Source organism: Mangrovitalea sediminis (assembly GCF_002514725.1).
Taxonomy (GTDB): Bacteria; Pseudomonadota; Gammaproteobacteria; order Pseudomonadales; family Oleiphilaceae; genus Mangrovitalea; species Mangrovitalea sediminis.
In genome coordinates this window covers 234,487-258,462 of record NZ_NTLB01000004.1, presented here as the reverse complement: position 1 = coordinate 258,462, position 23,976 = coordinate 234,487, and the positions used below count along the sequence as shown (strand labels likewise).

The window sequence follows — 23,976 nt, the reverse complement described above, 5'->3', positions numbered from 1 at the left end:
GGGTCTGACTTGGGAATCGCTACCTGAGTCGCTGCTTCCCTGGGTGAACGAAGCGCTTTGTGGCGAGGGTACGGATGAGTTGGGCGATGCTGGGCCCTTCAGGCCTGACGTTGCTGCGGCTGGGACTGTAACGACTCTATACGCTGCACGTGGAGTTCGTCGACCCGGAAATGCTGACTGTTCTCAACGCCAAGACAGCCCACCTTCAGGTCCTCAATGTCGCCGCGCGCGCTGATCGATACGCTGCCGGAGAGCATGACGGAACCCTCCTGGCCGACAACCGATTCGTCGACGATGACCGCGAACTCGCCGCGTTGATCCCGGTAGGTCAGTACCAGCGAGACCGGTTGCAGTGGTGGCTCGCGAAAGTGCAGCCAGGCGGCGGCGTTGAAATGATGTTCGGTGTTCTGGCGCGACTGGTTGCGTTGTGCCTGCGCCGTTTCGTTTTGTCTCAGCAGGCGACCGAGTAATCCTGCGCGTTTGTGGTCTGGTGCGGCTTTTTGCTGCTGCGCCCGCTCGTTGTAGACCGACAGGGGCACTTCTGCTACGGGACGGACTTTGATCAAACGAAGAGGCAGCGCTGAAGACATTGTTATATCTCACCAATTACATCAGGTTCCCCTAGATTAACCGCCCCCACTCATCTCATCCACCGGGAACCTGTGTGCTTGCGCACACCCTTACCTTTCTTCACGTTCTGCAAAATAGTTAAACAATGTCAAAGGTGATTCGGGGGCTGTTTGGCGCTTCCGCTAATTGACTTTCTATTCGCCTTTTCGGCAGAAATGGTGCTGCCATCGGTGGTGATCCATCCGTAATTCCCCCGACGCCGTGGCTTGAAGGCCGTGCTTCCGGTACAATGTTTGGCCAATTTTTGCACTGGGGGGCATCCTTTTCGCCTTCGATTCCGCCAGTGTCTTCTGAGAGTAGCCCAGGGCCTTTATGCACGCCGCACGCGATATCTTCACCTATCCCCGCTATTGGGCCGAATGTTTCGGTCCTTCCGAGTTCCTGCCGATGTCGCGGGACGAGATGGATGCATTGGGATGGGACAGTTGCGACATCATTATCATCAGCGGCGACGCCTATGTGGATCATCCCAGCTTCGGCATGGCCGTCATCGGTCGCCTATGGGAAGCCCAGGGATATCGGGTTGGGATCATTGCCCAGCCGGACTGGTCGAGCAAAGACGACTTCATGCGTCTGGGTAAGCCGAACCTGTTTTTTGCCGTCTCGGCCGGCAATATGGATTCGATGATCAACCGCTACACCTCGGATCTCAAGCTACGCCACGATGACGCCTACACGCCGGACAATGAGGGTGGTAAGCGCCCGGACCGGGCGGTGCTTGTCTATACACAGCGTTGCAAGGAGGCCTATGACGTCCCCGTGCTGATCGGTGGGATCGAGGCGAGCCTGCGACGTATTGCGCATTATGATTACTGGTCCGATAAAGTGCGCCGTTCGTCGCTGGTCGATTCCAAGGCGGACCTGCTGGTTTACGGCAACGCCGAACGTGCGGTTGTCGAGATTGCCCACCGGGCGGCGGCCGGTGAGGCGCTCAAGGATATGATGGATATCCGCGGCACCGCGGTCATGCTGTCCTCGTTACCGGATGACTGGCACATCGAGGACTCTACCCGGATTGATCGTCCTGGGCCGGTCGAGTCGCATCGCAATCCCTATATGGAAGACGACAGCCTGACCGATGCCGGCAGCCGTTGTGCGTCGGCGAAATCGCCGGAGGCCAAAGCCGAGAGCGATGTTCAGGTGGTACGCATACTGCCGGTCAGTGGCAATCGACGCGAACTGATCCTGTTACCGTCCTACGAAAAGGTGCGTAACGACCCGGTGCTCTATGCCCACACATCGCGGGTACTGCACCTGGAAACCAACCCTGCCAACGCCCGGACCCTGGTGCAGAAGCATGGCGACCGTTTCCTTTGGGTCAATCCGCCACCCATTCCCCTGACGACGCAGGAACTGGACGACGTTTTCGAATTGCCGTTCAAGCGCGTGCCGCACCCGGCCTATGGCAAGGCGCGCATTCCGGCCTACGAGATGATCCGCTTCTCAGTGAACATCATGCGCGGCTGTTTTGGCGGCTGTTCTTTCTGTTCGATCACCGAGCATGAGGGGCGGGTCATTCAGAGCCGTTCGGAAGACTCCATCGTGCGCGAGATCGAGAAGATTCGTGACATGACGCCGGGGTTCACAGGCACCATTTCCGATCTGGGCGGTCCCACGGCCAATATGTATCAGCTCAACTGCCGTAGCGAGGAAATCCACGCCAGTTGCAAGCGCCTGTCCTGTGTCTATCCGACGATCTGCAAGAACCTGGTTACCGATCATTCTCCGACCACCAATCTCTATCGCCGTGCCCGGGCCCTGCCGGGAATCAAACGGGTGATGGTCGCCTCGGGGTTGCGCTATGACCTGGCGGTCAGGGATCCGGAGTATGTCCGTGAACTGGTGATGCACCATGTCGGCGGCTATCTGAAAATTGCGCCGGAGCATACCGAGGAAGGCCCTCTGTCGAAAATGATGAAGCCTGGGATGGGCACTTACTATGCCTTCAAGGAGATGTTCGACAAGTTCTCGAAAGAGGCGGGTAAGGAACAGTTCCTGATTCCCTATTTCATTGCCGCGCATCCGGGAACCGCCGACGAGGATATGCTGAACCTGGCGCTATGGCTGAAAGCCAACGGTTTCCGGGCCGATCAGGTGCAGAATTTCTATCCGTCGCCGATGGCCAGTGCGACCACCATGTACCACACGAAGAAGGATCCGCTGCACCGGGTCAATTACAAGACTGACGATGTGCCCATTCCCAAGGGCGCCCGTCAACGGCGCCTGCACAAGGCATTTCTGCGCTATCACGACCCGGACAACTGGCCCCTGCTGCGGGAAGCCCTGATGAACATGGGCAAGGCGCACCTGATTGGCTTTGGCAAGAAGCACTTGATTCCACCGACTCAGCCGGCCAACCATCCGAGCGCCCAGAAGGAGCGCCACCGGAGCCGTTCGGGCTCTCCGCGCAAGGGGCAGGTTCTGACGCAGCACACGGGGCTGCCGCCTCGCAGCGAATCGTCGTCGAAGCCGGCGAAGAACCGCGGGTCTGCCGGGAAACGTCAGCGACGCTCCTGAGTGGCGCTCAGTCCTCGGGTGCCAGTCTCAGTAGCGTTTCGGGTAGCTGGGTAGCGAAGCCGGCTGCCCGGGCGTGACCGCCGCCGCCGAAGCGCGCGGCGACCTCCGATACATCCACACCGCCATCCCGTGAGCGCAGCGACCAGCCCCGTTTGGTACCCTTGTCGGCATAGCCTGCAGCGAAAGGATGTCCGTCAGCCAGCTCATTCAGCAGTTCGCTGGTGATGTTGCGGGGACAATTGACGATGGGGACGCTGTAGCCGGCTATTTCGCCCATGATCGCGCGCTTGCGGTGGAAGGCAATCATCTGGTCCCGATAGCGGTTGATGGCCTTACCTTCTTCGATCAGAAGGTGCAGGCGCTCGTCGGAATCGATCAGGCGCCGCCAGAGGTCGAATTCCAGCGGATGGGAGAGCAGGGCGGAATTGACATGCTCGCTGTCTGGAATGCGGAATTGCCAGAGGTCCCGGTCCTGGATGTAGGCCAGCAGATGCGGTACCGGTGCCTGGTGAAAGTATTCCCAGGTGATGACGCAGCCGGAGCGCTCCATGTCGAAAACCAGTTCCAGGTTGTCGTACTGTGCATCGAGGCCCTCGAGATCCCTTTGTGCGCTGATGTGATGATCGAGTACGACGACACGGTTGGCATTTCGTGCCAGCGTTTCCATCTGTTCCCGCTTGTAGGCGAAATCCAGCAGATAGACGTCACGCCCTTCGTGTTCGGGTATCGGTTCACCATGGTTGGCGGCGAAGTAATCCGCTTCGGCCTCCTGCCGTACCGCAAAGTACATGTAGGCGGCGAAGGCGCTGCCAAAGCCATCGAGGCATTGGCCGCCGTGATAGATAACCAGGGGTGACGTCATGGAGACCTCTTTTTGAACGTTTCCGTTGAGGCAGACCGCTCGCGATGAGCGGGATTCCGCAAACGGGTGCAGGTAAAAATGTTATGCTGACAAGCCTAGTCAGCTAGCGGAAAACACAGCGTCGTGTCAGCGCGAACATGTCCGGTCTGTTGCTCGGGCCAAGTCTACCATTTCCAGCAGGTCGAAGATCGCGGCTATTGGCGCTGTCGCGACTGTCTCGCCGTCTTTCTGGAAGTCGAACAGCTTCCCGATCTCGCCAGCGAAAGAGCGGAATACGACAAGCACCAGAATGACCCATACGATCCCGGCTATCGCGGGTTTCTGTCGCGCCTTTGGGAGTTGCTCAAGCCGCGCCTGCCGGACCGGGCCAGCGGCCTGGATTATGGCTGCGGTCCTGGACCCGCGCTGGCGACGATGGCGGTCGAGCAGGGGTTCGAAGTGGCATTGTACGATCCCTATTACGCGCCTAATGCGGCGGCACTGACCCATCAGTACGATTTCATTACCTGTACCGAAGTCGCCGAGCATTTTCACGATCCGGCCAGCGAGTTCGAGAAGCTCGATCAGTTGCTCCGGCCAGGTGGCTGGCTCGGGGTGATGACCGAGTTCCAGACCGAAGACAGTCGCTTCGCCCGTTGGCACTATCGGCGGGACCCGACCCATGTGGTGTTCTACCGGGAAGAAACCCTGCGCCGCATCGCCGAGCGGTACGGCTGGCAGGTGGAATTTCCGCGCAAGGACATTGCCCTGTTTCATAAGCCAGGGTCGAAATAAGGTGCGTTAGTGCCGGGTCAGTTTGTCCAGAAGGCCCATCGCGAAGGCCGATATGACAAAGGTCAGGTGGATGACCACGTACCAGAGCAGCTTGTCGTTCGGAATGTTTTCCGCATTCATGAACAGTTTGAGCAGATGGATCGAGGATATCGCGACGATGGACACTGCCAGCTTGTTTTTGAGGCTGGTTGAGTCCATCTTGCCAAGCCAGTCCAGTTTCTCGTCGCTTTCCTCCAGGTCGAGTCGCGAGACGAAGTTTTCATAGCTGGACAGCATCACCATCACGATCAGGCCGCCCACCAGCACCATGTCGACCAGCGACAGGATCTTTAGCACCATATCCGATTCGGCCCCATGGATAATCAATGGCACGAAGTGATAGATCTCCTGGAAGAATTTCACGGCCAGGGCGATCAGCACCAGGCTCATTCCCAGGTAGATGGGGGCCATTAGCCAGCGTGAACCGTAAATCAGGCGTTCGAGGGTACGTTCGATCATGGTTTTCGGGCGCTCCGGTCTGCTCGAAAAGTCGGTTTGTCTTGGCGTCGATCTCTGTCATGCGGCCTGGCGCATTCAATACAGGCACGCGTATTCTTTATACACAAGTCGGGTGGATAATGCCCGTTTCTGCATGTTGTGTTATTCCGTAAAAACACGCATTGATAAGTTTGACTTGGGCAACGGGACATCGGGTGGTGCCGGGCGCCGGGCAAGGTTAAATGGCGCACGTCCTCGCGGATGAGGACGTGCGTGCGTGGCAGGCGTCCGCCGTCGCGGAGCCGGAATGCATCGGCGACGAAGTAGTCGGCTTTTAGTCCTCGCCCAGAGTCAACTCACCGGTCAGGTACGGAACGGCCTGGCCGGCGATGCCGACCCGGTCTCCTCGAAGCGAGCAGCGTAACACGCCGCCGCGGCTCGATATCTGGCGTGCCTCCAGCGTTGTCTTGCCAAGGCGGTCAGCCCAGTAGGGTGTGAGTCCGCAGTGTATGGAGCCGGTGACCGGGTCTTCGTCGATACCGACAGCGGGCGCGAAGTAGCGTGAGACGAAGTCGCAGTCATCGCCGGGCGCCGTGGCAATTACGCCGGCGTAGGGGAGCGATCGCAGTGACCGCAAATCCGGAGCCAGTCCCCGGACCTGTTCGGCCCTCTCGAACACCAGCATCGCGTTTTCCTTGTCCAGCACTCGTAGCGACTCGCCTGGCCGGGCTCCCATTGCCTCGCTCAATGCGGCCGCGTCCTGGGCCTCCAGGGCTTCGGTCGCGAAAGCCGGAAAATCCAATTCCATCCAGCCTCGATCCAGGCGCCTGACCGACAGTGGACCGCTCAGAGAGCTGAATTGGATCTCGTTCAGCTCGGGATCGAGTTCGTTGAAGATGACCCAGGCACTGGCCAGTGTGGCGTGACCGCACAGGGGGACCTCGGTTGCCGGGGTAAACCAGCGGAGCTGATAGTGTGCTCCGGTTTCGACGAAGAAGGCGGTCTCCGACAAGTTGTTTTCCTTTGCGATCGCCTGGAGTAGAGAATCGTTGATCCAGCGCTCAAGCGGTACTACGGCCGCCGGGTTGCCGCCGAACAGACGGTGGGTGAAGGCATCGACCTGGTACATCGTTAGCGTTGTCATGGTGACTCCTCAGGTTCGCGGCCTGTCGCCGCATTCGGTTTCGATCAGTGTCTCGAAGGCTTCGCTCAGGCGCCGGTACATCGGGCCGGGGCATTGCTTGACGGGGCGGTCGTCCAGGCTCCTTACCGGTGCCAGCCTGGCACCGCTGCCGGTCAGAAAGGCTTCTTCCGCGCAGTAGACGTCGTGTGCAGTTATCGGTTCTTCCCGCCAGGGAAGCTTCAAGGCGTCGGCCAGTTCCAGAACGGTTGCCCGGGTAATACCTCCGAGTGCGCCACAATGGGTGGGCGGCGTCAACAAGGTGCCTTCACGTACGCAAAACAGGTTGGCTGCTGTTGCCTCAGCGATACCGCCATCGGTATTGAGCAGGATGGCGTCGTCGGCACCGGCCTGCCGTGCCTCGATGCGGCCCATGACCGAGAGCAGGTAGTTGAGGCTCTTCACGCGGCTGTCCAGTCCCGTTGCCGGCGCACGGCGCAAACTGCTGGTGATCAGGCGCAGGCCAGTGTCCCGTTGTTCCCCGGAGATCATGCGCAGCTCGTCGCAGATGATAATTGCAGACGGTTGGGTGCAGCTGCTGGGATCGATTCCCAGTGAGCCCTCGCCCCGGGTCAGAATGACCCGCAAGTAACCGGTCTCGAGGCCGCTGGCGGCGATAACGGCGCGCACGCCCTCCAACAGTTGCTCGTCCTGCCAGTAACCGTCGAGTGCGATGGCTTGTGCCGATTGGCGCAGGCGGCGAATGTGTCTTTCCCATCGAAAGGGTTGACCGTGGTAGAAGCGCAGCCCTTCGAAAATGCCGTCACCGTATAAGAGGCCGTGGTCGAGCACTGAAATCTTCGCCTGATCCCGGCTGCAGAGGCGGCCATCTATCCAGAATTGAGGTGTCATGCTGTGGATGTCCTGTCTAAATCAGCTAAAGAGGGATCTCCGGCATAGTCGCGTGCCCTGAAACGGGCGAAATGACAGAGCTGGGCCGGAGAATGCAGATGGATCTGGATAACGCGTCCCGGCAGGGTCAGGCGCCAGTGATCCACGGCCAGCCGGTCGATCTGATAGCCGGTTTGCCGTAGCCCGTCCAAGGCCGATTTCAATTCGCGAAAGGGTATCGCGTCGGCCGTGCCGTCATGTCCGAAGAGCGTGCGGCGGGGCATGGGAGCGGTCCGTTCCGGGGATAACGGTTCGGTAAGCTGTCCTTTGGGCGTCATCGGGGTATTCCTTGCCGAATGGGGATGCGTACGAATACTCTATGCCCTCTCTGAAAACCGTAACAGATTCAGGATAAAAATGAATGGACCGTTACAGATTGGAGATAAGGGCATCTGTGCTGGTTTCGTTGAGTGTGAACTGTATCGGTATCCCTTCTGCGACAGGGAGTAGACTGTTTCCATGACTGTGCTCTATAACCGAATCGCCGATCAGATCCAGGAACTGATCCAGCAGGGCGCTTACCGTACGGGTGATCGTTTGCCCGGCGTAAGGGTGCTGAGTCGCCAGTTTGGGGTCAGTATCGCGACCATCCTCCAATCCCATCAGGTACTGGAGGGGCGTGGGTTTGTCGATGCGCGTGAGCGCAGTGGCTACTACGTTCGCTTGCCGCCCAGCCAGACGCCAGTCCCCACCGTGGATCAGGTACAGTCGCGGCCGACGCCGGTCAGCGCCAGGGAGTTGGCGGTGGAGATGGTGCGGGCGGCACAGGACCGGACCCTGGTACCGCTGGGGGCCGCCGTTCCCCATAGCGATTTCATGCCGATGCGGCAGATGCAGCAGGCCGCATCCTGGGCGGCCCGGCTGGGACGAGACGCGCAGGACTATGCCTTTCCCGGCAAGCTTGTCCTGCGACGCCAGATAGCCCAGCGAATGACCGCTCTTGGGGCGCCGACCGTACCGGACCAACTGGTCATCACCACCGGCGCCCAGGAAGCTATCACCATTGCCTTGCGCTCTGTGACGAAACCGGGTGACATCGTTGCCCTGGAGTCGCCGTTTTTCCCGGGTATCCTGCATTCGCTGGAGTTATTGGGGCTGCGCGTTATCGAAATCCCCAGCGATCCCTCTCAGGGCATCAGTCTTGAAGGGTTGCAACTGGCCCTGGAACAGTGGCCGGTTGCCGCCTGTATCGTGGTGGTCAATCATAGCAATCCCCTGGGGTGCCGTTTGTCTGATGCTCGAAAGCAGCGTCTGGTACGCATGCTTTCGACGGCGAAAGTACCGTTGATTGAGGATGACATCTACGGCGACTTGCCGCTCGAAGGCGAGCGCCCACGGCCGGCCAAGGCTTTCGACAGGGAGGGGAACGTACTGTATTGCGGTTCTTTCTCGAAGACCTTGTCACCCGGCATGCGCATTGGCTGGCTCCAGCCTGGGCGCTATCTGGAAGAAGCCTTGCAGCAAAAGTACTTCATGAACATTGCGACTTCGACGATTCCCCAACTGGCAGTGGCGCACTTCCTCGAGCAAAACGGCTATGAGCGTTTCCTGAGGACGGTTCGGCAACGTTATGCGGAAGCACTGGAACGGATGCGGACGGCGGTGGGACATTATTTCCCGGAAGGGACGGCGGTGAGTCGGCCGGTGGGCGGTTTCGTGCTGTGGGTCCAGATGCCCGACGGGTGTGATGGCACCGAGATCTTCAGGCAGGCGCTCGGCGAAGGGATCAGCGTCGCGCATGGCCGGCTGTTTTCGCTGAGCGACAAGTTCCAGAATTGTTTGCGCCTGAACGGTGCCAACCCCTGGGATGAAAAGATCGAAAAGGCCCTGAAGCGGCTGGGGGAGATGGCGTTACTCCAGGCCTCAAAACGCTAGCCAGACCCTGTGGAAGCAGGGCCTGGCTTCGTGGGCTTAGCGTTCCAGGTACTTGAACTTGTCTTTGACTCCGTCCCACTCTTCCGCATCGGAAGGGGATTCCTTCTTCTCGGTGATATTCGGCCATTCACGGCTCAGTTCGGCATTGAGCTCAATGAACTTGACGTGCTGGGGCGGCAATTCGTCTTCGGAGAAGATGGCTTCTGCGGGACACTCCGGTTCGCACAGGGCGCAATCGATGCACTCGTCGGGATCGATGACCAGGAAATTCGGGCCTTCGTAAAAGCAATCCACCGGACAGACTTCCACGCAGTCGGTGTATTTACACTTGATGCAGTTCTCTGTAACGACAAATGCCATGATCGATTTCCTGCTCGCTCGGCCAGCCGCAATATGACTGGATGTTATAAAGTGTCGGATAGCCTATTTTAGGGGCCCTCTCAGGCCCCGGCAAGCGCCGCCCTGACGGGTATCTAGACGCAATGGTTATAGCTTTATGCATCTGTCAGCCGGGGCCAAACTCATTTTGCAGTCGCCCCTTCAGCGCATAGAGAAGACTCAGCGCATCGCGAGGCGTTATGCCATCAACGTCCAGTTTCAGCAGTTCGCTTTCCACCGTCGAGGGTTCGAGGGCCGCGAACATGTCACCCTGATGTGTCGTCGTTGCTTTCGGCATATTCGCCACGGGCTTGAGATCGCCCCCTTCGAGATGTTGCAGCTGCTGATGTGCATTGCGTATGACGCCGGGCGGAACGCCGGCCAGTCGTGCCACCTGAAGGCCGTAACTTTGGCTGGCGGGTCCTTCATGGACGTTATGAAGGAAGACGATGCTGTCTTCGTGTTCCGTGGCGGTCAGGTGCACGTTGACGGCGTTGTCCAGACGGTCGGGCAGCTGTGTCAGTTCGAAATAGTGGGTGGCGAACAAGGTGTAACAACCGACCTCTCGCGCCAGATGCTCCGCAGTTGCCCAGGCCAATGACAGGCCGTCGAAGGTGCTGGTGCCGCGCCCGACTTCGTCCATCAGCACCAGGCTCTGATCGCTGGCATTGTGCAGGATGTTGGCGGTTTCGGTCATCTCCACCATAAAGGTCGAACGGCCGCCGGCAATATCGTCAGATGAGCCCATGCGGGTGAAGATTCGATCCACTGGTCCGATACGGGCGCGGCTGGCGGGGACGAAGCTGCCGGTATGAGCGAGCAGCGTAATCAGCGCAACCTGGCGCATATAGGTGGATTTACCGCCCATGTTGGGACCGGTGATGATCAGCATGCGGCGCCGGTCATCGAGCAGCAGGTCGTTGGGGACGAAGGGCGCATCGAGTAGTTGCTCGATGACCGGGTGGCGGCCCTCCTCGATTTCCAGGCCGGGCTTATCGTCCAGTACAGGCAGGTTGAAGCGAAGCGCCTGGGCGCGCTCGGCGAAGTTGCTCAGTACATCCAGTTCCGCCAGCGCCTGGGCGCTGTCCTGTAAGGGGGCCAGGCTTTCGGCCAGAGCGTCGATGATTTCGTCATAAAGACGCTTTTCCAGACTGAGCGCGCGGCTCTTGGCGCTGAGCGCCTTGTCCTCGAAGGTTTTCAATTCCGGTGTAATGAAGCGTTCGGCGTTCTTCAGGGTCTGGCGGCGGATATAGTCTGCCGGCGCCTGGTCGGATTGCGCCCGACTGATTTCGATGTAGTAACCGTGAACACGGTTGTAACCGACTTTGAGCGTACTGATGCCGGTTCTTTCCCGCTCTCGGGTTTCCACGTCGACCAGGTACTGACCCGCGTTTTCACTGATGTTGCGCAGATCGTCCAGTTCGGCATTGAAACCTTCGCGCAGCACGCCGCCGTCCCGAATCACCACGGGCGGATTATCCTCGATGGCGCGTTGAAGCAGATCGGCGAGTTCGGGATACTGGCTGATCAGCAATGCCAGCTTCTTGACGTGCTCCGCGCCGACCGGTGTCAGCGCGTCCTGCAATGCCGGCAGGGTGTGGAATGCGTCGCGCAGGCGCGCCAGATCCCGCGGCCGCGCCGAGCGCAGGGCTACGCGGGACAAAATGCGTTCGATGTCGCCGACCTTGCGCAGCAGGTCGTGTATCGGTTCATAGTGATACTGGTCGAGCAGGGCACTGACCGATTGCTGGCGGGCCGCAAGTTGGACACGGTCGCGCAGGGGGCGATTGAGCCAGCGTCGTAGCAAGCGACCGCCCATGGCGGTGGCGGTCTTGTCCATGACCCAGGCAAGTGTATATTGCTGGCCGCCAGTCAGGTTGGTATCGATTTCCAGGTTGCGGCGGCTGGTGGCATCGAGGATGACACCCTCTTCGCGCCGCTCCCGCGTCAGCTTGCGGATGTGCGGGAGCGTATTGCGTTGTGTATCGCGGGCATACTGCAGCAGGCATCCGGCTGCCTGGATCGCCAGCGTCAGGTCGTCGCAGCCGAAACCAGTCAGGTCGCGGGTTTGTAGTTGCTGAGTAAGCAGTCGTTGTGCGGTTTCTGCTTCGAACAGCCAGGGACCCTGACGCCGAACACCGGTGAATCCCGTAAGCAGCTCTTCGTAAGGGAAGTCTTCACTGATCAGGATTTCGGCTGGCCGTAACCGCTGCAGCTCGCTTTGTAGTGCTTCGACGCCCTCGATTTCCTGAACGGCAAAACGGGCACATGAGATATCCAGCGTCGCCAGACCAAACTGTTCACGATGGCTGAAAATCGCCATTAACAGGTTGTCCTGACGATCATCCAGGAAAGCCTCGTCGCTGAGGGTTCCGGGGGTAACGACTCTCACCACCTGGCGTTCGACGGGGCCTTTGCTGGTGGCGGGGTCTCCGATCTGTTCACAGATGGCGATGGAATGGCCTGCTCTTACCAGGCGCCCGACATAGTTTTCCGCTGCATGATAGGGCACACCGGCCATCGGAATGGGTTCGCCGGCCGACTGGCCGCGTGCGGTCAGCGTGATATCCAGAACCTGTGCGGCCTTACGGGCATCGTCGTAAAACAGCTCATAAAAGTCGCCCATACGGTAGAACAGCAACTGATCCGGATGCTGGCTCTTCAGACGCAGGTATTGCTGCATCATCGGGGTGTGTGCGGAAAGGTCTTTTTTTTCCATCAACATCAACTGGTTGTGAAGTGAGCCCCCAGCGTGGGGATGATGTGACTCGCGGGTTTGAGAGGACACGATTGTACGGGCTAGTGAGGCAATCGCCAATGTCGAAGTGACCCCTGATATCCAATCTCATCGGCACAGAGCCTGTCATCATATGGGGATCGCAGGTGTCGCCACCGATGACGCAGACAGTCCCTTTACTTTTCATTATTCTCAGGCGAGGCTGTGCAGTGATGTGCTTTCAACGGTGTAAAGGAAATTCATGGCTTCGATTACGGATACTGTATTACGTGATGCTGCAGCGGCACTGGGTGTGACGTTACTGTCTCAGTCATTGCATATTGCCACGGCTGAATCCTGTACCGGCGGCTGGGTTGCCAAGGCGTTGACGGATGTTGCCGGGAGTTCGGAATGGGTGGAGTGCGGATTGGTGACGTATTCCAATTCGGCCAAGATCCACCTGCTGGGGGTGACCGAAGTTTCCCTCGAGCGGCATGGTGCGGTGAGTGAGCCGGTCGTGCGGGAGATGGTCGCCGGCGCCCTGGCGTCTACGGGCGCGCAGGTCGCGCTCGCCATAAGCGGTATCGCCGGACCTGGCGGCGGCACGCCAGACAAGCCCGTGGGTACCGTCTGGTTTTCCTGGGGGCGCCTGGGGCGCGAGACCGAAGCTGTTTGCGAGCAATTCAGGGGCGACCGGGATCAGGTTCGCCGCCAGGCCGTGCTGTATGCGTTGCAGGGCGTGCGGGGTTATCTCGAGCCTTAGGTTCTGCGGCGTCGACACTCTCGGAAAATCTTTTCCGTGAGTTTTTGCCAGCAGACATTTCTTGTGAAATAATACTGTTCAAATATACAGTTTATCTGATTCGCCAGTTCAGGCGACTGTGCCGCAGTCTTTTGTATCCAGTCGCTTTGAAATGGTGGACGAACCGATAGCATGATGAGGTCAGGTACCGATGGACGATAATAGAAAGAAGGCTTTGGGCGCAGCGCTTTCGCAGATCGAGCGGCAGTTCGGCAAAGGTGCGGTAATGAAAATGGGGGATCAGCCCCGCGAGGCGATTCCGGCCGTATCCACGGGCTCTTTGGGACTGGATATTGCTCTGGGGATTGGTGGTTTGCCGTATGGCCGGATTGTCGAAATCTATGGTCCTGAAAGCTCCGGTAAGACGACGCTGACCCTGCAGGTGATTGCCGAAGCCCAGAAGCAGGGAAAGACCTGTGCCTTCGTCGATGCGGAGCACGCGCTTGACCCTATCTACGCGGAAAAACTGGGCGTAAATGTTGATGAACTGCTCGTGTCCCAGCCGGATACCGGTGAACAGGCGTTGGAAATCGCCGATATGCTGGTCCGGTCCGGCGCCGTCGATGTCATCGTCGTTGACTCGGTGGCTGCCTTGACGCCGAAAGCGGAAATTGAAGGTGAAATGGGGGATTCCCATGTCGGGTTACAGGCACGCCTGATGTCCCAGGCGCTGCGTAAGCTGACGGCCAGCGTCAAGCAGGCCAACTGCCTGATGGTCTTTATCAACCAGATCCGGATGAAGATCGGCGTGATGTTCGGCAACCCGGAAACCACGACCGGCGGTAATGCGCTTAAGTTCTATGCTTCGGTCCGTCTCGACATTCGTCGCACCGGTGCCGTCAAGGAAGGTGACGAAGTTGTCGGTAACGAAACCCGTGTGAAAGTCGTCAAGAACAAAGTGGCCCCTCCCTTCAGGCAGGCCGAATTCCAGATCATGTACGGTAAGGGTATCTACCGGATGGCGGAAGTGCTGGATCTGGGCGTCGGGAATGGATTTGTCGAGAAGTCGGGTGCCTGGTACAGCTATAAGGGTGACAAGATCGGTCAGGGTAAGGCCAATGCCTGTAAGTTCCTCGAAGACAATATGGAATTGGCGCAGGAAATTGAGTTGGCCGTACGCGACAAGTTGATGCCTAAGGTGGTGTCCAAGAAGGATGCACAAGCAGCTGCGCTGGAAGCAGCGGACACAGAGTGAAGCTGGATGCGGCACGAGACGTTTCGTTTGGCTCGGCTTGCCGCATCTAATCGTGTCCCTATTCTGGGGTTTATGTCTTCCAGGCATCACCATTTGTTGTGTGACGAGTGTTCAGGGACGGCTCTGACCGTCCCGATGATGTCGTTACCAATCCCTGTTGACCCGGAAAATTCTGTTTAGCGATGGTCGGCAGGCTTCCCATCCCATCCCGTTTTCTGCTGGCCTTTTGGGCTCTTCCTATAGGGCTGTCGCTCGGTTGGTTGGCTGACCGGTTGTTGGATCTGGGCATTCCCGCTTTGACGACGTCGCTTCGTTGGAGCCCTCTGGTGCTCTGGCCGCTTTCCTGGCTTCTCTCGTTACGTTTTCATCAGAGTCGCTTTTCCTTTTTCCTTCTGCTCACAGTGATGATCTGGTTGATCTCTGTCGGTGGCGGCCCCACTGGAGGGCATCTGCTGCGAGAAACTGCTAATCAGGCGTTATTGCTGGTTTTTCCTTTGCTTTTGCTCGTCATCTCCTCACTGGGCGGGCGGGGTGTCTTTACGGTGCGGGCAACGGGGTTCTGGCTATTGCTTGGCGTTACCGCAGCGCTTTGGGGCGCTCTGGCGCAAGGGATGTTGCCGCAGGTTCGGCATGCTCTGTACGGGCTGGAGCGTCAGGTATTCAGACTGCCGGGAGCCGCATCCCTTTCCGTCCCAGAACTGATTTACCTGGCGTTGGCCCTGGGTGTCGTCATGACCGGCTGGTTGCGCGCGCATCTCAGTGACGGCTGGGTGCCTCTGGTACTGACGCTGGGCTTTATCGCTCTACATCGGGGTGAGGGGCCTTATTTGGCACCCTATTGGTCGGTTGCTGCATTGTTGGCGTGCCTGACTGTTGTGCAGGAGGCCTATAGACTGGCCTACCTGGATGCCTTGACCGGGCTGCCTGGTCGTCGTGCACTGGAAGAGTATGGCGGTTCTCTGGGTCGCAACTATATGTTGGCGATGGCGGATATCGATCACTTCAAGCAGTTTAACGATACCTATGGTCACGATGTCGGCGACCAGGTGTTGCGTATGGTTGCAGGCAAGTTGAAAGGCGTGCGAGCTGGCGGTCGAGCCTTTCGCTACGGGGGAGAGGAGTTCACGTTGGTCTTTGCGGCGAATGATGTCGGCAGGGTTGCCGATGAGCTGGAACGTCTGCGTCAGGTTATTGAAGATGCCCGATTTACTCTTCGCGGCGGCGACCGGCCAGCTGCGAAATCCGGTCGTAAGCAACGTGGCCGCCCAGTGAAGGGAAAGGAGTTGAAGGTAACCCTGAGTATGGGGCTGGCGGCCCGGAATGATCGCTTTCGTGATCTGGCGGCTGTCATCAAGGCCGCGGATAAGGCGCTGTATAAGGCCAAACGTAAAGGACGTAATCGAGTGGAATCGGCCTGATCGAGGAATTCGGGGCCGTTGCCGTAATAAGCACCAACATCCACTTTTCACTACCCTGCCGATAATTGATCTGGATGCTTGTCCCTCCCGGAACTCCGAGTTATAAGTCCTTATAGCGCTTAAGAGGAGAAGCTGGATGAAATGGGTAATTGTTGCCCTCGTTGTCATTGTCGTAGCAATTTGGTTGGCGCGTGGGCGTCGCCGGGGCGCGATCAGTGATCCCGAGGTCAAGGAAGTGGATCAGAAGCGTTTTTACGTGGCACCGCCGGATAAAAACGATCCGCCTTCGGAAGATCACCGAGGTGATAGCTTGTAGGAAGTATGAAGCGGGTCCATAGGAAAGGGCCCGCTGGAGGCATTCCTCGATTTGTGGTGAGGAATGTGACGGATTACAGCGAGGTTTTTTTCTGTCGGTTGCGGTACAGCGCTTCAATGCGGGACAGCGCGTTGTCGATAGCACGGGAATAAACACGCCTGTCCATGCAATAGGCGAACTGGATGCCGATGCGGTAGCCGGTGCGGTAAGGATACTCGCTCATCACGCGGCCCCCCACCGAAGACTGAGTGATATATTGCCCGTTGAAGTCGAGTGACAGGCGCGTTCCGCTACCGAGGGGAACCGGCGAAAGTACCGCTACGCCATAACGATTGATGTCGAGGCAGGAAACGTTGAGGGCCTGCCCATTTACGCCCAACCAACCCCTGCGTCGCACTTTGATATCGAGACAAGGCGCTGAGAAACGGGTCTTTATGCGGCGGTCGCTTTCCTGAATTGCCAACTCCTCACTCATAGCGGTGTGCTTCTCATCCTGTTCCAGTTTCCGGCAAAGCCCGCGGACACACGGCACCGGTGCACCGGTACGTCTAATCGCGCCCCTTCACTGTATCGTCCCGCTGTCTGTCCGGTCTTCCTGGTGGACAGAGACGATGTGAGTCGGTTGCCCGTACAGACGGACATCCGGTCTCGCAGTGTATCTCTCTGCGGAATGCTTGAAAAATGAACACATTCCCGAATGTGACGTAGGCCACAGACCGGAACCGCCTGGGGTCACGCTGACCGCTATCCGTCGACCTTTTTGACTGAACGCCTTGTCCTCAGACGCTGACGTCGAAATTAATGCCGCGGCGTTCTGCCAGACTTTCTGGCTGTCCGGTGGCGGGGTCCAGGATATCCGGCTTACGGCGATCACGGCGTTTCCTCCGGTCCTGCTGCGTCAGGGAAGCCTGCTTCTCCCGGCGGTCGGGTCGTCGGCGCCGCTCTCGGACAGTAGTGTTATCTGTGGCAGGCGCTTCGCTCGCGTTGCCGATGCGTTTTCCACGTTGACTCTCCGCAACGGGTGGTGCTGGTGGATTAGGGGTGTTGCGCGTAATTTCCATGGATGTATATCGCCTCAAAAGGTTCGATAGTTCTGCTCGCCTGGTTGCCAGGGTCTTGTCGCCCTTAGGCCCTCTTCTCTACATATCATTATCGGCATGTTTGGTTAAAACTTGAACAGTTGCGGCGGGCGACAGATGCACCCCAAGTGATTACAATGTCGCGATACCTTTCTTGGAAGACGTCGGGCGCCGCTGGTAAGTGCGGGGTCAGGCCTTATTCATAGCCCATCGCGGTCGAACAGGACGCAACATTGAAGCCCCTTGCCATCTCGAAGCTGTATAAAGCCTGCAAACTCAAAGAGTTCGAATTCACAAGTACGCGGAACCTGGAACCGCTGGAAGAAATCGTGGGCCAGAACCGGGCCCAGGAGGCCGTGCGTTTTGCCATGGCCATGCCGCACGGCGGGTACAACATCTACGCTGTCGGCCGCAACGGTCTCGGCAAGCGAACCATGATGTTGCGCTATCTCAATCGGCATGCGGAAGACCGGCAGCCTCCCGCTGACTGGTGTTATGTTGCCAATTTCGATGAGCCGCGTTCGCCCCGTGTGCTGCAATTACCGCCGGGTCTTGGCTATACGCTCAAGCAGGACATGGAAAAGCTGATGTCCCGTTTGGTGAAAGCGATTCCCCAGGCGTTCGATAGCGACACTTTCCTTGAGCGGGCGGAAAGCCTGAAAAACGAATACAGCAAGCTGCAGGAAGACGAGCTGGAACGTGTTGCAAAGCAGGCCAAGCGGAAAAATGTCAGCCTGACCATGTCGACGCCGGGAGGCTATCGCCTCGTGGCGATGCATGGCGATCAGCCCCATACCGCAGAAACATTTGCCGAGTTGACCGAAGAAGAGCGCAAACAGTTCGAGGACGTGATCAATAGGCTTGAGAAGAAGTTGCGTCGCGTGTTGCGCAAAGTGGGTGATTGGGAACAGGAATATACAGACAAGTTCCAATTACTGAATCAGGAAACGGTCGAGAGCGTATCAGGCAACCTGATCGATGCGTTACAAAAGAAGTACCGTGCGCATACGCCGGTGGTCGATTATCTCAAAGGCGTTCGTGCCGATATTACCGAAAACCTGGATATCTTTCTGGAAGATAGCGATGAGCAAGCGGCCTTCGCCTACGCGGCGCTGGACCGCAAGATGCCGCGTCGCTACCAGGTAAACCTATTGGTGCACCGCAAGAAAGAAGAGGAAGTCCCTGTGGTGGTGGAAGATAACCCCACCTATCACAACCTGTTCGGTTACGTTGAAAACGTTACCTATAAGGGCACGGTGTTTACCGACTTCTCGCTGATCCGTCCCGGTAGCCTGCACAAGGCCAACGGCGGCTACCTGTTGATGGACGCCATCAAGGTGCTGGAGCAGCCGTTTGTCTGGGATGGGCTGAAACGGGCCCTGCGTTCCCGGACCATGCAGATCAACTCACTGGAGCGGGAGCTGACATTGTCAGGGACCATTTCCCTGGAACCTGAGGCGATTCCGTTGCAGGTCAAGTTGATCCTGTTTGGGGACCGGGAAACCTGGCTGTTGCTGCAGAATTACGACCCGGAATTCAGTGAACTGTTCCGGGTGACGGCCGATTTCGAAAATGAAATGTACCGGACCCCTGAAAGCCAGCACATGTATGCCAAGTTCCTGGCCAGTCTGGTGGTCGAAAAGGAGTTGCTGCACCTGGATCGTCAGGCCGTGGCGCGCACGATCGAATACAGTTCTCGCATGGCGGAACATCAGGACCGTCTTTCACTGCATGCCGCTGACGTGGCGAACTTGCTGCGGGAGTCGGATTACTGGGCGCGGCAGAGTGGTGCCAACATGATCCATAGACCCCACGTCGAGCAGGCGTTGTCGAGCGCACGTTACCGTAGCAGTCGCATTCGGGACCAGTATTACGCCAGTATCCGGGACGGCAGCACCATGCTCTCGACCCACGGGGCGGTTGTCGGACAGATCAATGCATTGTCGGTTTTGTCGACCGGCGGATTCGAGTTCGGCATGCCGGCGCGGGTCACAGCGACTTGCCACTATGGCGATGGTGATGTCATCGACATCGAGCGGGACGTTAAGCTCGGTGGCACCATTCATTCCAAAGGCGTGATGATTCTGTCGTCCTTCCTGGCTTCACATTTCGGCCATACCGATCCGATGCACTTGTCGGCCAGTCTTACGTTCGAGCAATCCTACGGAGAGGTGGACGGCGATAGTGCGTCTCTTGCTGAACTTTGTGTCCTGCTGTCGTCCCTGGCCAAGGTTCCGATTCGTCAGGATCTGGCGGTTACCGGTTCTATCAATCAGTTTGGTCAGGTTCAGCCGGTGGGTGGCGTCAACGAAAAAATCGAAGGTTTTTTCGAGACCTGTAGCATTCAGGGGTTAACCGGTACGCAGGGTGCCGTAATCCCGGCGACCAACGTGCAGAATCTGATGCTGGACAAGGATGTGCTCGACGCGGTCAAGTCGGGGCAGTTCTCGGTCTATTCCGTCCGCACCGTACAGGAAGCCGTGGAGTTGCTGACCGGTAAGCCTGCGGGTCAACCGAATCGACAGGGGCGTTATCCGCGGGGAACCCTCTTTGGCATTATTCAGAAGCGGCTTGAGGGCCTTCGAGAGCACGAGCGGCATGAAGCCCAGTTGGAGCGAAAGAGCGAAGGTGCCTAGGATCTCGGCGGGTCATTCGTTTGCGGCGGCCAGGGGGTAGACGTAACGGAAGGTAAGGTTTATACGCTCCCCGGTCGGCCTGCGGGTTTTCGGAACCTGATGCTGCCATTCGGACTGGAGACCTGCCGGCATGAGCAGCAAGCTGTTGTGGGGGAGGTCAAGGCTGATGCGGTCATGGCGATTGTGACGGTCGCGAAACTGGAAACGGCGGGTTGCGCCCAGGGTAAAGGATGCGACTACGGGGGCCGGCCCCAGTTCTGCTTCGTCATCGCTATGCCATCCCATGCTGTCCTGGCCGTCGCGGTAAAGGTTGCATAGGACGCTGTTGAAGCTCTGTCGTGTTTTCTGCTCGAGACGCTGTTTCAGTGTGGCGAGGTGAGGAGGCCAGGGCTCCGGCTGAAGGGTCAGGCCTGAATAGCGGTAAACGGCTTGGACATCTCCGATCCAGCACTGTAATCGAGGGATGGCTCGCTCGCGGCCGAAAAGGCGAATGTGCTCCTGGCGCCAGGGCAGGGTGTCGATAAGTTCCTGCCAGAGTGCGCTGACGCTCTCATCGCTGAGAACGTTCAGGTAAAGGCGGGTTTGATACCGGCCCACAGGGATCATCTCAAAACTCACTACAGGCTCCGTCCGATGCGTACCGGTACGCGGCGACTTCCCCATCTGCCGGGTGCCGTCTCGATGACCCCCGGCAGACGGGTTCCGCAATGGCTGCAGCATCCCCTCTCGTCGAGATTCCAGGTTCCCAGTTGATACCAGTCGCGTTCGATCAGCAGTTCGCCGCAATGATGGCACCAGGTGCTGTTGCCTACCCGGTCGTGGACGTTGCCGGTGTAGACAAAGTGCAGACCCTGGCTCAAGGCGATCTGTCGCGCCCGGTGCAATGTCGCGACCGGTGTATGGGGGTGATTGCGCATCTTCCAGTCCGGATGAAATGCGGTGAAGTGAAGCGGGATCTCCGGCCCCAGATTTTCCCGAATCCAGCCGGTGAGTTCATGCAATTCCCTGTCGCTGTCATTTTCGCCAGGAATCAGTAACGTCGTGATCTCGAGCCAGACCTGGGTTTCATGTTTCAGGTAGAGGAGTGTCTCCAGCACGGCATCAAGCTGGGCCCCGCAGATTTTCCTGTAGAAGTCTTCGTTAAAGGCTTTCAAGTCGACATTGGCGGCGTCGATGTGGCTGAAAAATTCCTGGCGGGGCGCATCGCAGAGGTAACCCGCCGTGACAGCGACGGCTTTCACGCCTGTGTCGCGACAGGCGTCTGCGACGTCGATGGCATACTCCATAAAAATGGCCGGGTCGTTATAGGTAAAGGCGACGCTGCGGCAGCCGAGTCGCTCGGCAGTCCGGGCAATATCTTCTGGCCAGGCAGTGTCGGCCAGCGTATCGAACTCCCGTGATTTACTCATGTCCCAATTCTGGCAGAACTTGCAGGCGAGATTGCAGCCAGCGGTTCCGAAGGACAGCACGGCTGTGCCCGGCAGGAAGTGATTGAGGGGTTTCTTTTCGATAGGGTCGATGCAAAAGCCCGACGAACGGCCCCAAGTGGTCAGCACGATAGCATCGTCAGCCCGGGCGCGCACAAAGCACAATCCCCGTTGTCCCTCGTGCAAGCGACAGTAACGAGGGCAAAGGTCACATTGAATTCGGCCGTCATCGAGCCTGTGCCAGTAACGGGTTGGGACCTGTTCGGGAGGCTGGTCCTTTGCCATGGTTGCGACCTGCCTTGGCGGGGTTTTGCCGCCGTGAAACTGACTTCTGTCAGAGGGCAGCGTGCGGATTGACTTTCTCCCCCCCGACTCAACCGCTATTATCTCAGGGAAACAGGGATACAACAATCTGCGCCAGGGTTGCAAAGTCCGGGAGGGCGCGCTTCTCTCTCAGCGCTTTCCGGTGTGATTTTTCGGATCCCAACTGGCATTTTCGAACTCCAACAGGCAATGGGAGCGTCATGAGCGATACGAATCAGACGGTATACGTGGTAGAGGATGACGAAGCGGTCAGGGATTCTCTGGCATTGATGTTGCGGTCCGCCGGCCTCAACGTGGCGACCTACAGCAATGCCAATGCTTTCCTTTCCGCCTGGAACGAGGATATGTCGGGCTGTCTGGTGCTGGATATCCGGATGCCGGGCATGGATGGCATGGAGCTTCAAAAGGCGCTCAATGAACAGCACTCCCTGTTGCCGATCATCTTTGTCACCGGCCATGGCGATGTCCCGATGGCGGTCGAAGCGATGAAGCATGGCGCCGTGGACTTCATCCAGAAGCCCTACAGGGAGGAAGAGTTGCTGGATAAGATCCAGTCGGCCTTGAAGCAGGATGCCGAGCAACGCCATTCCCTGCAGCAAAAGCAGGACATCGTTCGGCGGGTGCAAAGCCTGACCCCCCGCGAGCGCGAAATCATGGATCGCATGATCGCTGGCCAGGCCAATAAGGTTATCGCCATCGAGCTGGATATCAGTCAGCGTACGGTGGAGATTCACCGTTCCCGGGTTATGCACAAGATGGGCACCCACTCGCTGGCACATCTGGTGCGCATGGTCCTGTCCGTAAAGGACCTTATCGACGCATGACGTCGCAAGTCGCACACTGTTGAGGTGACCCACACCAGATGTACCTCATGACTGCAGACGCCAGTATTCACACAGAACCGACAGTTCTCCTTGTGGACGACAACGCCCAAAACCTGAAGGTGTTGTATGAAACCCTCAAGGATCGCGGCTACAGGCTGTTGATTGCCAATGACGGTGAGAAGGCACTGGCGTTGGCGCAGCGCAATCGCCCGGAACTGATTCTGCTGGATATCATGATGCCCGGCATGGACGGTTTTATGGTGTGTCGTCAGCTTAAGGCCAACCCGGAAACGGCGGACGCTGCCGTAGTGTTCCTTTCGGCGCTCGATGATGTCGACGCCAAGGTCAAGGGTTTCGCACTCGGTGGCGTGGACTATGTGGCCAAACCCTTCCAGGCCCAGGAAGTCATTGCCCGGGTCGAAACCCACGTTAAGGTGATTCAGCTCGAGCGACAGCTACAGGCCCGCAACCGTCAGTTGGAGAATGATCAGTCCCGCATTCTCAATGCCATCAGCGAAGGCATCTACGGCCTGGACTCCACTGGCGTCATCATTTTTGCCAACCCTTCTGCCGCGGCAATGAACCACAGTACGGTAGAGGAACTGATCGGGCAGAATTTCTGCAAGCTGCATTTCAGCTCTCCGTGTGATTGGTCAGACGTTAGCAGCCTGCCTGTACTGGCGACCTGCGAGCAGGGGGTTGCGGAGCATCAGCGTAATGTCATGATGCGTCGCCCTGACGGTTCTCTGTTTCCGGCAGAATACCGGGCGACCCCAAAACGTGACGGACATGAAATCCTTGGCGCCGTCGTGGTGTTCCGGGATATCACCGCTGAACTGGCCAGGGAGTCGGAGCTGGAGGCTGCCCGGCGCCTGGTTCAGGAACAGCGGGAGCAGATGGCACACGCATCGCGTCTGTCGACCATGGGCGAGATGGCGGCGGGCTTTGCCCATGAGGTCAATCAGCCGCTCACCGCAATTACCAACTATGTTCGCGTCGCCCTGCGCCTGGCGGCGGCGGATCCTGTCGATCACGCGTTGCTGGAAGAAACCCTCTGCAAGATCGAAGCCCAAAGCCATCGCGCCAGCGAGGTTATCCGTCGTATTCGGGGCTTTGTGCGCAAGCCGGCTTCCGGAAAGGAGTTTGTCGGCGTACGCCACCTGCTGGAGGAGACTCGGGAGTTTGCGGAAGTCGACGCCCGTAACAACGACATTGCGATCGACGTCGCCGTGGATGAACACGTTCCCGATGTCTATGCCGATCCCATACAGATTCAACAGGTTACCTTGAACCTGATACGTAATGCTCTTGAAGCCACCCGGTCCTGCGGTTCCACCGACGCGGTCGATGTCCGGGCCCGCCTGGACGAAAAGGGGATGGTTCGCATCGCCGTCCGGGATCACGGTTGCGGGTTGCCGCCGGATGCCGAGGAGAAACTGTTTCTGCCGTTCTTCTCGACCAAGCAGGACGGTATGGGGATCGGATTGGCGTTGTGCCGCAGTCTGGTACAGTCACAGGGCGGAGAAATCGGATTCGTACGCCAGGAGAGTGGCGGTACGGAATTCTTCTTTACCTTGCCCGTTGCACCCGCTGAGACCTGAGACTTCACGCCGTATTTACGGCTGGAGGGGAGGTGTGGGTGTGCTGCGTCGTTC

At 58.3% G+C, this 23,976-nt stretch carries 22 protein-coding genes; 10 read left to right on the top strand and 12 right to left on the bottom strand.

The window, feature by feature from the left end; genetic code table 11:
* Window positions 1–98 precede the first annotated feature (98 nt).
* Window positions 99–590, bottom strand: coding sequence for a hypothetical protein (locus tag CLR77_RS20130; RefSeq protein WP_097460716.1), 492 nt, complete (start codon window positions 588–590; stop codon window positions 99–101).
* Between the two features lie 352 nt (window positions 591–942).
* On the opposite strand from CLR77_RS20130, the gene CLR77_RS11080 reads away from it, so the two are divergent.
* The gene (locus CLR77_RS11080; RefSeq protein WP_097460715.1) at window positions 943–3,147 is read left to right on the top strand and encodes a YgiQ family radical SAM protein; all 2,205 of its coding nucleotides are present in this window, start codon (window positions 943–945) and stop codon (window positions 3,145–3,147) included.
* Between the two features lie 7 nt (window positions 3,148–3,154).
* On the opposite strand, the gene CLR77_RS11075 is transcribed toward CLR77_RS11080, so the two are convergent.
* Window positions 3,155–4,009 carry a DHHA1 domain-containing protein gene (locus CLR77_RS11075; protein ID WP_097460714.1) on the bottom strand — a complete coding sequence of 285 codons (855 nt, stop codon included), beginning with the start codon at window positions 4,007–4,009 and terminating at the stop codon, window positions 3,155–3,157.
* Window positions 4,010–4,132: 123 nt separating this feature from the next.
* On the opposite strand from CLR77_RS11075, the gene CLR77_RS11070 reads away from it, so the two are divergent.
* Window positions 4,133–4,783 (top strand): class I SAM-dependent methyltransferase, encoded by a 651-nt coding sequence (locus CLR77_RS11070; RefSeq protein ID WP_097460713.1) that lies wholly within the window; start codon window positions 4,133–4,135, stop codon window positions 4,781–4,783.
* A gap of 6 nt (window positions 4,784–4,789) precedes the next feature.
* Here CLR77_RS11070 and CLR77_RS11065 read toward each other — a convergent pair whose 3' ends face one another.
* From CLR77_RS11065 to CLR77_RS11050, 4 genes are all read right to left on the bottom strand, one after another.
* Window positions 4,790–5,278, bottom strand: a complete 489-nt coding sequence (locus CLR77_RS11065) for a TIGR00645 family protein (RefSeq protein WP_097460996.1) — start codon at window positions 5,276–5,278, stop codon at window positions 4,790–4,792.
* Between the two features lie 316 nt (window positions 5,279–5,594).
* The gene (locus tag CLR77_RS11060; RefSeq protein WP_097460712.1) at window positions 5,595–6,404 is read right to left on the bottom strand and encodes a PhzF family phenazine biosynthesis protein; all 810 of its coding nucleotides are present in this window, start codon (window positions 6,402–6,404) and stop codon (window positions 5,595–5,597) included.
* 9 nt (window positions 6,405–6,413) lie between these two features.
* A complete protein-coding gene (locus tag CLR77_RS11055; protein ID WP_097460711.1) occupies window positions 6,414–7,292 on the bottom strand; it encodes an aminotransferase class IV in 879 nt (292 codons plus the stop codon).
* Entirely contained in the window at window positions 7,289–7,609 is a 321-nt protein-coding gene (locus tag CLR77_RS11050) for a class III extradiol ring-cleavage dioxygenase family protein (RefSeq protein ID WP_097460710.1), read from the bottom strand. Before CLR77_RS11050 ends, CLR77_RS11055 begins: the two co-directional genes overlap by 4 nt.
* A gap of 181 nt (window positions 7,610–7,790) precedes the next feature.
* Here CLR77_RS11050 and CLR77_RS11045 point away from each other — a divergent pair, with 181 nt between their 5' ends.
* On the top strand, window positions 7,791–9,206 hold the full coding sequence (locus CLR77_RS11045; RefSeq protein ID WP_097460709.1) for an aminotransferase-like domain-containing protein: 1,416 nt from the start codon (window positions 7,791–7,793) through the stop codon (window positions 9,204–9,206).
* A 36-nt stretch (window positions 9,207–9,242) separates the two neighbouring features.
* Here CLR77_RS11045 and fdxA read toward each other — a convergent pair whose 3' ends face one another.
* Window positions 9,243–9,566 carry a ferredoxin FdxA gene (fdxA, locus tag CLR77_RS11040; protein ID WP_097460708.1) on the bottom strand — a complete coding sequence of 108 codons (324 nt, stop codon included), beginning with the start codon at window positions 9,564–9,566 and terminating at the stop codon, window positions 9,243–9,245.
* Between the two features lie 145 nt (window positions 9,567–9,711).
* On the bottom strand, window positions 9,712–12,303 hold the full coding sequence (gene mutS, locus CLR77_RS11035; protein WP_198962741.1) for a DNA mismatch repair protein MutS: 2,592 nt from the start codon (window positions 12,301–12,303) through the stop codon (window positions 9,712–9,714).
* 259 nt (window positions 12,304–12,562) lie between these two features.
* On the opposite strand from mutS, the gene CLR77_RS11030 reads away from it, so the two are divergent.
* The 4 genes from CLR77_RS11030 (at window position 12,563) to CLR77_RS11015 (ending at window position 16,031) form a co-directional block, all read left to right on the top strand.
* Complete coding sequence (locus CLR77_RS11030) at window positions 12,563–13,063, top strand: CinA family protein (protein WP_097460706.1); 501 nt, start codon at window positions 12,563–12,565, stop codon at window positions 13,061–13,063.
* A 190-nt stretch (window positions 13,064–13,253) separates the two neighbouring features.
* A complete protein-coding gene (recA, locus tag CLR77_RS11025) occupies window positions 13,254–14,297 on the top strand; it encodes a recombinase RecA (protein ID WP_097460705.1) in 1,044 nt (347 codons plus the stop codon).
* A gap of 182 nt (window positions 14,298–14,479) precedes the next feature.
* The gene (locus CLR77_RS11020; RefSeq protein ID WP_097460704.1) at window positions 14,480–15,715 is read left to right on the top strand and encodes a GGDEF domain-containing protein; all 1,236 of its coding nucleotides are present in this window, start codon (window positions 14,480–14,482) and stop codon (window positions 15,713–15,715) included.
* A 136-nt stretch (window positions 15,716–15,851) separates the two neighbouring features.
* Window positions 15,852–16,031, top strand: a complete 180-nt coding sequence (locus CLR77_RS11015; RefSeq protein WP_097460703.1) for a hypothetical protein — start codon at window positions 15,852–15,854, stop codon at window positions 16,029–16,031.
* Between the two features lie 73 nt (window positions 16,032–16,104).
* On the opposite strand, the gene CLR77_RS11010 is transcribed toward CLR77_RS11015, so the two are convergent.
* Entirely contained in the window at window positions 16,105–16,506 is a 402-nt protein-coding gene (locus CLR77_RS11010; protein WP_097460702.1) for a PilZ domain-containing protein, read from the bottom strand.
* Between the two features lie 304 nt (window positions 16,507–16,810).
* The gene (locus tag CLR77_RS20015; protein WP_143269405.1) at window positions 16,811–17,092 is read right to left on the bottom strand and encodes a hypothetical protein; all 282 of its coding nucleotides are present in this window, start codon (window positions 17,090–17,092) and stop codon (window positions 16,811–16,813) included.
* Between the two features lie 251 nt (window positions 17,093–17,343).
* Here CLR77_RS20015 and CLR77_RS11005 point away from each other — a divergent pair, with 251 nt between their 5' ends.
* The gene (locus CLR77_RS11005; protein WP_097460701.1) at window positions 17,344–19,746 is read left to right on the top strand and encodes a Lon protease family protein; all 2,403 of its coding nucleotides are present in this window, start codon (window positions 17,344–17,346) and stop codon (window positions 19,744–19,746) included.
* Window positions 19,747–19,758: 12 nt separating this feature from the next.
* Here CLR77_RS11005 and CLR77_RS11000 read toward each other — a convergent pair whose 3' ends face one another.
* Both CLR77_RS11000 and amrS read right to left on the bottom strand, forming a co-directional pair.
* Window positions 19,759–20,364 (bottom strand): alpha-ketoglutarate-dependent dioxygenase AlkB family protein, encoded by a 606-nt coding sequence (locus CLR77_RS11000; protein WP_198962740.1) that lies wholly within the window; start codon window positions 20,362–20,364, stop codon window positions 19,759–19,761.
* The gene (gene amrS / locus CLR77_RS10995) at window positions 20,364–21,458 is read right to left on the bottom strand and encodes an AmmeMemoRadiSam system radical SAM enzyme (protein ID WP_097460700.1); all 1,095 of its coding nucleotides are present in this window, start codon (window positions 21,456–21,458) and stop codon (window positions 20,364–20,366) included. The genes CLR77_RS11000 and amrS overlap by 1 nt, the downstream gene beginning before the upstream one ends.
* 239 nt (window positions 21,459–21,697) lie before the next feature.
* Between amrS and fixJ the strand changes: the two genes are divergently transcribed.
* Together fixJ and CLR77_RS10985 are read left to right on the top strand one after the other, a co-directional pair.
* The gene (gene fixJ / locus CLR77_RS10990; RefSeq protein ID WP_097460699.1) at window positions 21,698–22,321 is read left to right on the top strand and encodes a response regulator FixJ; all 624 of its coding nucleotides are present in this window, start codon (window positions 21,698–21,700) and stop codon (window positions 22,319–22,321) included.
* 47 nt (window positions 22,322–22,368) lie between these two features.
* Complete coding sequence (locus CLR77_RS10985; RefSeq protein ID WP_097460994.1) at window positions 22,369–23,922, top strand: ATP-binding response regulator; 1,554 nt, start codon at window positions 22,369–22,371, stop codon at window positions 23,920–23,922.
* Window positions 23,923–23,976 lie beyond the last annotated feature (54 nt).

What these genes read in the sequence shown, in the direction of transcription:
- CLR77_RS20130 (WP_097460716.1), bottom strand. Translation starts at nt 590, where the DNA reads ATGTCTTCAGCGCTGCCTCTTCGTTTGATCAAAGTCCGTCCCGTAGCA.
- CLR77_RS11080 (WP_097460715.1), top strand. Translation starts at nt 943, where the DNA reads ATGCACGCCGCACGCGATATCTTCACCTATCCCCGCTATTGGGCCGAA.
- CLR77_RS11075 (WP_097460714.1), bottom strand. Translation starts at nt 4,009, where the DNA reads ATGACGTCACCCCTGGTTATCTATCACGGCGGCCAATGCCTCGATGGC.
- CLR77_RS11060 (WP_097460712.1), bottom strand. Translation starts at nt 6,404, where the DNA reads ATGACAACGCTAACGATGTACCAGGTCGATGCCTTCACCCACCGTCTG.
- CLR77_RS11055 (WP_097460711.1), bottom strand. Translation starts at nt 7,292, where the DNA reads ATGACACCTCAATTCTGGATAGATGGCCGCCTCTGCAGCCGGGATCAG.
- CLR77_RS11050 (WP_097460710.1), bottom strand. Translation starts at nt 7,609, where the DNA reads ATGACGCCCAAAGGACAGCTTACCGAACCGTTATCCCCGGAACGGACC.
- CLR77_RS11045 (WP_097460709.1), top strand. Translation starts at nt 7,791, where the DNA reads ATGACTGTGCTCTATAACCGAATCGCCGATCAGATCCAGGAACTGATC.
- fdxA (WP_097460708.1), bottom strand. Translation starts at nt 9,566, where the DNA reads ATGGCATTTGTCGTTACAGAGAACTGCATCAAGTGTAAATACACCGAC.
- mutS (WP_198962741.1), bottom strand. Translation starts at nt 12,303, where the DNA reads ATGGAAAAAAAAGACCTTTCCGCACACACCCCGATGATGCAGCAATAC.
- CLR77_RS11030 (WP_097460706.1), top strand. Translation starts at nt 12,563, where the DNA reads ATGGCTTCGATTACGGATACTGTATTACGTGATGCTGCAGCGGCACTG.
- recA (WP_097460705.1), top strand. Translation starts at nt 13,254, where the DNA reads ATGGACGATAATAGAAAGAAGGCTTTGGGCGCAGCGCTTTCGCAGATC.
- CLR77_RS11020 (WP_097460704.1), top strand. Translation starts at nt 14,480, where the DNA reads ATGGTCGGCAGGCTTCCCATCCCATCCCGTTTTCTGCTGGCCTTTTGG.
- CLR77_RS11015 (WP_097460703.1), top strand. Translation starts at nt 15,852, where the DNA reads ATGAAATGGGTAATTGTTGCCCTCGTTGTCATTGTCGTAGCAATTTGG.
- CLR77_RS11010 (WP_097460702.1), bottom strand. Translation starts at nt 16,506, where the DNA reads ATGAGTGAGGAGTTGGCAATTCAGGAAAGCGACCGCCGCATAAAGACC.
- CLR77_RS20015 (WP_143269405.1), bottom strand. Translation starts at nt 17,092, where the DNA reads ATGGAAATTACGCGCAACACCCCTAATCCACCAGCACCACCCGTTGCG.
- amrS (WP_097460700.1), bottom strand. Translation starts at nt 21,458, where the DNA reads ATGGCAAAGGACCAGCCTCCCGAACAGGTCCCAACCCGTTACTGGCAC.
- fixJ (WP_097460699.1), top strand. Translation starts at nt 21,698, where the DNA reads ATGAGCGATACGAATCAGACGGTATACGTGGTAGAGGATGACGAAGCG.
- CLR77_RS10985 (WP_097460994.1), top strand. Translation starts at nt 22,369, where the DNA reads ATGACTGCAGACGCCAGTATTCACACAGAACCGACAGTTCTCCTTGTG.